Source organism: Bartonella callosciuri, assembly GCF_014203215.1.
In the GTDB taxonomy this organism is placed as follows: domain Bacteria; phylum Pseudomonadota; class Alphaproteobacteria; order Rhizobiales; family Rhizobiaceae; genus Bartonella; species Bartonella callosciuri.
This window is the reverse complement of record NZ_JACHIM010000014.1, coordinates 2,488-9,056: the sequence shown is the minus strand read 5'-3', so window position 1 is coordinate 9,056 and position 6,569 is coordinate 2,488. Positions and strand designations below refer to the sequence as shown.

Annotated in this window: 6 protein-coding genes; 2 read left to right on the top strand and 4 right to left on the bottom strand. The window is 36.9% G+C overall.

All coding sequences use genetic code 11. The features are described from left to right. Positions 1 to 792: 792 nt before the first annotated feature. Positions 793 to 1,161 (bottom strand): hypothetical protein, encoded by a 369-nt coding sequence (locus HNQ69_RS07195; protein WP_183229359.1) that lies wholly within the window; start codon positions 1,159 to 1,161, stop codon positions 793 to 795. 1,188 nt (positions 1,162 to 2,349) lie between these two features. On the opposite strand from HNQ69_RS07195, the gene HNQ69_RS07190 reads away from it, so the two are divergent. Continuing rightward, the gene (locus tag HNQ69_RS07190) at positions 2,350 to 2,766 is read left to right on the top strand and encodes a hypothetical protein (protein ID WP_183229358.1); all 417 of its coding nucleotides are present in this window, start codon (positions 2,350 to 2,352) and stop codon (positions 2,764 to 2,766) included. A 224-nt stretch (positions 2,767 to 2,990) separates the two neighbouring features. Here the strand turns inward: HNQ69_RS07190 and HNQ69_RS07185 are convergent, their stop codons facing one another. Then, positions 2,991 to 3,227: a hypothetical protein gene (locus HNQ69_RS07185; protein WP_183229357.1), complete on the bottom strand. Its 237-nt coding sequence runs from the start codon at positions 3,225 to 3,227 to the stop codon at positions 2,991 to 2,993. Between the two features lie 524 nt (positions 3,228 to 3,751). Continuing rightward, entirely contained in the window at positions 3,752 to 4,108 is a 357-nt protein-coding gene (locus HNQ69_RS07180) for a hypothetical protein (protein WP_183229356.1), read from the bottom strand. Between the two features lie 1,316 nt (positions 4,109 to 5,424). Between HNQ69_RS07180 and HNQ69_RS07175 the strand changes: the two genes are divergently transcribed. Further along, positions 5,425 to 5,970, top strand: a complete 546-nt coding sequence (locus HNQ69_RS07175; RefSeq protein ID WP_183229355.1) for a hypothetical protein — start codon at positions 5,425 to 5,427, stop codon at positions 5,968 to 5,970. Between the two features lie 418 nt (positions 5,971 to 6,388). Here HNQ69_RS07175 and HNQ69_RS07680 read toward each other — a convergent pair. Further along, the coding region (locus tag HNQ69_RS07680; RefSeq protein WP_210302713.1) for a hypothetical protein at positions 6,389 to 6,569 on the bottom strand (181 nt) is incomplete at its 5' end.

The following is a 6,569-nucleotide window of genomic DNA, read 5'->3' as shown; positions in this document are numbered from 1 at the left end:
AAAACTTTATGTCCCATAAAACTTTATCATTGCCTTTTCCTCACCCAAAGCATTGTTGCGCTTTCCATGGTCAGAACTTCACCATCATCATAAACGTGTCATAGACTTCTTCTTGCTTTTCTTGCTCTCCTGTCCACTTAATCCTCATCTCCTTCATCTCTCATAAAACTTTATGTCCCATAAAACTTTATCATTGCCTTTTCCTCACATAAGGACTCAAAGCATTGTCTCGTTTTCTTTAAGCACTCTAGTCCCTTGCTCATTCTGTCATCCATTCTCGCCCAGTTGCACAGAATGTCAAAATAACAGGGACTGTTGCCCGAAGACCTGCCGGTAAAAAGATCAAAAACGAAAAGAAAATGGAAACCCCCGCAATTCTCAGCGAGTCTCCAGCATTATTTTCTCTCTTTCAATAAAGCCATCCTAAACAGGACCTTTGAAAAGCATAATGGTAAGAGATATGAAAACTATAATTGATCGAAAAAAGCGCATCATTTTTTGAACAAACGAGAATTTTCCTTAGTCTCCAGTATCACGTTTTGGCACGCACTTTCCTTTTCATTTTTTTCAAAATGCAAAGGCCCTGTGGAGGCTCTTTTATCCTCGATTTTTGTTTTTTACCCTAAAATACCGCTTCAAACGCTTAATAAAGCAGCTTCAAACGCTTGAAAAGAGATATCGGCAACACGACCCATATTACCAAAATGGCTCAGAAGAGCTAGGATCAGGATACTGAAAAGAAAAAACATCAGAACTGTATAAAAGGAAAGAAAACTCCCTTCTCTAGAGTGTTTATGTCTTGACTGATTTCTCTTTTTCTTCAGTCGCTTCTTCCACTTTTTGCATTGATTTTTTCAATTTACGCTCTCGGATTCTGTGGAGGCCTCCAAAAATAGGAAAAAGTGTGAAAAGACAGATCCAGATCAAAACCGGCAGAAGAAAAATAAAATACACCACACCATTCCAGCTTTCCTCCTGCAAGGACTCTGTCAAAGGCTCTACACAAGCCATCACTTCTGAAGCCACCATGATGAGAAATGTGCAAAATATCATAAGGAAGTTGCACGATATCATTCTAGACTTTTTCCATAAAAGTATCATGTTTTTTTTAAACAAAAAGGCATGCGATTTTCTATTAATTGTTGAATTTTTCCCTTTCATTTTCCCTCTTTTTTCTTTCATTTGCATAAGACTTTTAAACTATTTTTAATTTCGTATAAAGGGGCTATTTGCTTTATCGAACAATTGATTGCTCTAAAGCGATATTAAAGCGTACCTTATCCCCCTCTTTTATGAAAAGATCATAACAACAGCTCTTCAGTTCTCAAAAAACAACATCTCTGCCTCATCATACAGAGAATGCTTTTCTCCTTTAAGCATTGTTTTAGTCTCTCAACTCTTTTTCCATGATATGCCCTATTTTCATGGGATGGCTTATTTTATTGCACACTTGCGGATCTATGGCTTGAAAATGCTGATAACGAACCTGTTCCTTCGAGGAACACGCTCTGTGCAATCTGTTCAAGCCTTGACAAGAGATCAATTCTAAGAATAAAAAAATTATCAAGGAGCTGTAATATGTGTAATGAAAAGATCTAAAAAAACTATTGATATTTTTAAAAATAAAAAATGATCTCGCTTATAAACTTTCTATAAAAAATTTTAGGGAAGAGTTTGTCTTAAGGGAAGAGTTTGTCTTATTTAACTCAATTAAATTCAACACAAGAAAACTTTCAAAACATGATTTCGAAAAACTTACAAATCGCTTAAGTCTATCTTAGACGATATAGAAAATTTAAATGAGGTGTGAAAAATAATAAATAAAGCATAACAGAAATATGTTCTGTAACCTGCATGCCTTAAACTTTTTTGCCTGTGCTTTTAGTTGTTGAATCATTTCTGCAAACTTCACCTCACTACAGTGCAAAACAGCAAAATGATTGGTAAGAATAAAAAAGAACATAAAAAACCATACAGATATCTGTAAGTTTATCAAGTGTCTGTAAGTTTATCAAGAAAAAGATCTCTCCATTCCACACTATCTTGGCTCTTTAGGAAATATTCGTTGGCAACATTATCATGATAGTAGAGATGGAGAATATTCTTTTATAATCTTGCCAAGAAAGAGAAGGTTTTTCTTTATCAAACACCGCGTTCGACTTTTTCATCTTACTTTTCTTGTTTTGTTTCTGCCAAAACAGAACATTACATTCCCTAAACACTTTTTGAGTTCTTTTTTCACTTTGGAATACAGCCTCGCACGTTTAACAAACACATAATAAATAATCAAAACGGGCATAGTCATTAAAAAGCCCACTCTTGTGGAAGAGAGAAAAGAGAAGCCCAAGAATGTTACAAAACTACTGGTTATTTTTCCTCCTATCGCCTCCTATGTACGGATTGCTTGATCTTGTTGTACAAGTACCTCTTTCAATTTCTGGATCGCTTTTTTCAATTTACCTGTCAATCTTATGCATATTACCTGTCAATCTTATGCATAACAGCGCAATGATCGGTGCGAAGAAAAGAAAACCTACGAATAGAGAACTGAACAAGAGGGTTATAAAAGCACTCGTGTCACTCTTCCAGCCAGTCGTAGTGGCTGTAGAGAATCCAGCCTATACAACCGCAAGGATAAGAGAGATGAAAAATATTACTTTGCACTCTTTTGGCCAAAAAGCAGTCGATTCTTTCAATGAATCTTTCAATGAAAGAGAACACACACCTGCCTGCGCAACGTTTTGTCCCATTATTTTGCTCTCATAAGAACCCAATGGAAAGGTTGCACTTTTTTCAGCTCCTTAAGTGTGTTAAAATATAATCTTGCACGCTTGATGAAAAAATAAGAAAGCCCCAAAATAACCATACAGAAAACAATAGCTATAATGGTTAATCCTAAAAGACCCAAAAATCCTATAAAAAGAAGCATTTTTTTCCCCTCTTACATTCTGACATTCTCAATGTTCTGTCTCTTTATCGATTGCGTTGCTTTAAATAAACTTTTCCAATCGTTTGATCATCTTTTTCACCCTCTGATTGAGTATCCAGTAGAGTATTAAAATCACGGGTAAAGAGAAAGCAACATAGACCATAACTAAAATGACTAACGCAGTGGTAATCACATAAACAGTGAACAACACAGGACCACTCGCTATCATTTGTTGTATATCCATTCCATTATTGAGAAGCTTTGCTCCCTCTATACCAAATGAGAGAAAGAAGGGCACAAATATTACCAAAAATACAATGAGAAAGAAAATGAATATCCTTTTATAATCCTCCTTTGAAAGAACCAGAGATTCTTTAAATGAAGAGGGATGAACTCCCATGTCCCATGCGAGACTTTGTTCCTTTATTTCTTTCTCATGATGATTTACTTGCTACGTCGCATGCTTTTCTCGTTTCTTAAAGGGTCTTGGAAAGCGCTCTCAAATGCTTCATACGCTTTATAAAAGAGCAATAAATTGCAACAATTGCCATAGTAGCACAAACAATTCCCATGCTATATTGTACAATCATTGACACACTGATCAATCCTGCGATCAACATTGCCAAAAAAGTTACTTTTCTCTTCCTCTCGCGTTCTATGAAATCATCGGATCGCACTGCTTGGGCGATTTTTCAATGGCTGGATTATGTCTTTCAATTCACGATTCAAGAGAAAGTGAAAGCCAAAAATAAGGGAAAAGAGTGCTTGAAAAACTCCAAAAATCATTTGTGGTATGAAAAAGAGAAAGGCAAAAACGCCATTTCATCCAACTGCACGCCATAACTCTTCCATATGCTTCCCACCCAAAGAAAATTGTCCCAAAACTAAATTTTTAAGATTATCCAGAAACATTCCGTGAAAGCTTTCCTGAGCCATTGCTTGAAGCTGCCACTTGGAGACAACGTGAAAGAATTCCAGAGGTTTTAGAGAGATTACAGCAACAAAAAATACCAACGCTATGAAAGATATGCAGAAAATGATGAGATTATCTTTCTTTGAAAAAAGCATGGCTTTTTTGAACGACAGGAGTTTAAATCGTTTCTCCAACATTGCCTGTAAGACAAAAACGCTCTCACTTTGTGCTTGGAAAGATTCGTGTTGTGGTTTATCTATGGACATGCCAAGACCTCCCACTCCTTTAATCTCTTACACACCCCACCCCATGAGGCACATGAGGCACCTGCTTAAAGCTTCCTCACTCTTTTCCCCCCATATTTATTCTCTCAACATGTATAAGAAAAGCACAGCGCAGACATAAAACTGTACGCTGACTTACCACCCAAGAACAGCCCAAAGAACACTTTAGATCGTCCGCGCTTTCAGTTTTTCACCTTTCCAATTGGTGAACAGACATATTTAATTGGTGAACACAAATACGCAAGCATTTTATCCCTTTATGCATTAAAGTGCGTATATTAGTCTCTCTAAAAATTTTCAATCTCTCCTTTTAACTGCTTTGAAAACTTAACTGCTTTGAAAACGGCTTTCCAAAGTTAGAAACGTGGGATTTAGCAAACAGAACTGTCCCTGCCTTTGCCAACAAATATATGCTCATAAGAAAAACAGCTTGTCCACTCTTATGTCCCTCTTTTCAGAATAGTCTCCTGAGAAGATCAATTTTTATAGAACCGTAAAGATGAAGAGGTACGTTTTATTTTATACTCTATTTTTATTTTATACTCTATTAAAGTCTCTTTTTAACAAAAATAAAGATGAATAAAAAATCAACAAAAGCCAAGAGTTTGATCACTTCCCTTATCATTTACATTGTATGATAAGTCTATTATCGATATTTTGTTTGAAAAGATAAGCCATTTTATGGTATTATAATGAGGAGGGAAAGTTTATTTTTGCACAGACGTTTTTGTTTAAAAGAGAATAGGCTTTTCTCAAAAAAAACTATAAAGATATACTTAACAATGTGCTATTCATCAGGCATCTTTGTAAAGCATCCAGCAGCAAAACAATGATAATAGCAAAACAGTGGTAACAGCAGAACAGTGGCTTTTTGCAGAGTTTAAAAACTTCTGCATCCTCTTTTTCAGATTCTACACCCTCTGTTTAGACAGAGAGACAAAATAAACAACCAATCAGAAAGCCCCCAATCAGAAAGCCCAATGAAATACTCTTATGTTTTTTATTTAGACCTGGCAAAGTTTCTCTTTCCTTTTTCAGCACAGGTTCAAAAAATCTTTAAACAGCGTAAGTCATTGGCTATCGATAACAAAATAAAATGATGGTGAACGACTTGCAACAAAGTTTCTTTTTCCCTCCAAGGAACGTTGTTTTTTCTTGAGGTAAAAAGACAATCTTACAACGGCTGTTTTTTTACGAACACCCCCCATTATGTGTTCTCAATTCGTGCAACCCCTTAAAGTGCTTTTGCACCGCCCCCTTTAAATCGGAAGTTCCTTTTCAATTCAAATGGTAGGTTCATGAAAATACATAAAAAACGCGGTAGACCGAAAATAACAGGAAAACTTAGAGAACCCAATGGCCGAATTTCACGTGCCCAAAGACCACGCACGTCCCCTTCTCAATCTACAATTGAAATGCGTGCGAAACACTTTGGTTTGACCATAGAAGAGGCTAAAAATCCACTTTCAAGTTCCTATATTGGGCGGCTTTGTTTGCTTGGATATAAACAAGATGCGTTGGGCATCAGTCGAGAACAATATGATACTGCACAACGTTATCTCCAAATCAGGAACGACTATTTATGTGCCAAAGGTTTGCCAAATGGTTATTATGATGACTTTACGCACAGATCAGATGAAAAGGCACAAAAGCAGTGGGTTCAAAGAGCAACGGATCACTACGAGAACATGAAAGAAGCGATCAAAGAGGCACAACATCTGCATCGTCAACATAACTTTCATGCGGCGTTACAATATCTTGTTGTCGAAGATCAACCTCTCGCTCATCTTATTTGTTCGTTGCGTCTTATTCTCAATGTGCTTCATAAACATTTTGAAAGTTAAACTAATGCGCTCTTTTCCTTCTCTGCTGATTGTCTTAAAAAAAGGAACAGCACCGACACGTCAATATTTCCACATTATCCTCTCAGAGAGATACGACATTACGCTCTGTTGTTAAAGGTAGCAAGAGAGCCAAAATTTTATTGCAAAACCGAAGTGTGATAGCTTTAAGAGTGCAAAGAAAAGATCGATTTTACCAAGACAAATTCCCGCACAAAAACAAAAGATCGCATAGTTTCTCCTTTGCAAAACCAGCTTTTTTCAAACAAGAAAAACCACCTTTCTCTTTCCTCAAGATGGGAAGAGACTTAAGTTGTCATTCAACTCTTCTGTATACAGAGATTTTTATAAACCAGCAACCACCGCACCAAAACCGCCCCAAAAGCAAAGACGGTGTCTAGGTAATCATACACACCAAGAACTACCCCCAAAAGCAAAGACGGTGTCCAGTAACCACCCCCACCAAGCTCTCCCAAAAAGCAAAGACGGTGTCCAGTAACCATCCACACCAAGCTCTCCCAAAAAGCAAAGACGGTGTCCAGTAACCATCCACACCAAGCTCTCCCAAAAAGCAAAGACGGTGTCCAGTAACCATCCACACC

Coding starts and splice junctions, on each gene's coding strand:
- HNQ69_RS07190 (WP_183229358.1), top strand. CDS start 2,350: ATGTTACAAAACTACTGGTTATTTTTCCTCCTATCGCCTCCTATGTAC.
- HNQ69_RS07180 (WP_183229356.1), bottom strand. CDS start 4,108: ATGTCCATAGATAAACCACAACACGAATCTTTCCAAGCACAAAGTGAG.
- HNQ69_RS07175 (WP_183229355.1), top strand. CDS start 5,425: ATGAAAATACATAAAAAACGCGGTAGACCGAAAATAACAGGAAAACTT.
- HNQ69_RS07195 (WP_183229359.1), bottom strand. CDS start 1,161: ATGAAAGGGAAAAATTCAACAATTAATAGAAAATCGCATGCCTTTTTG.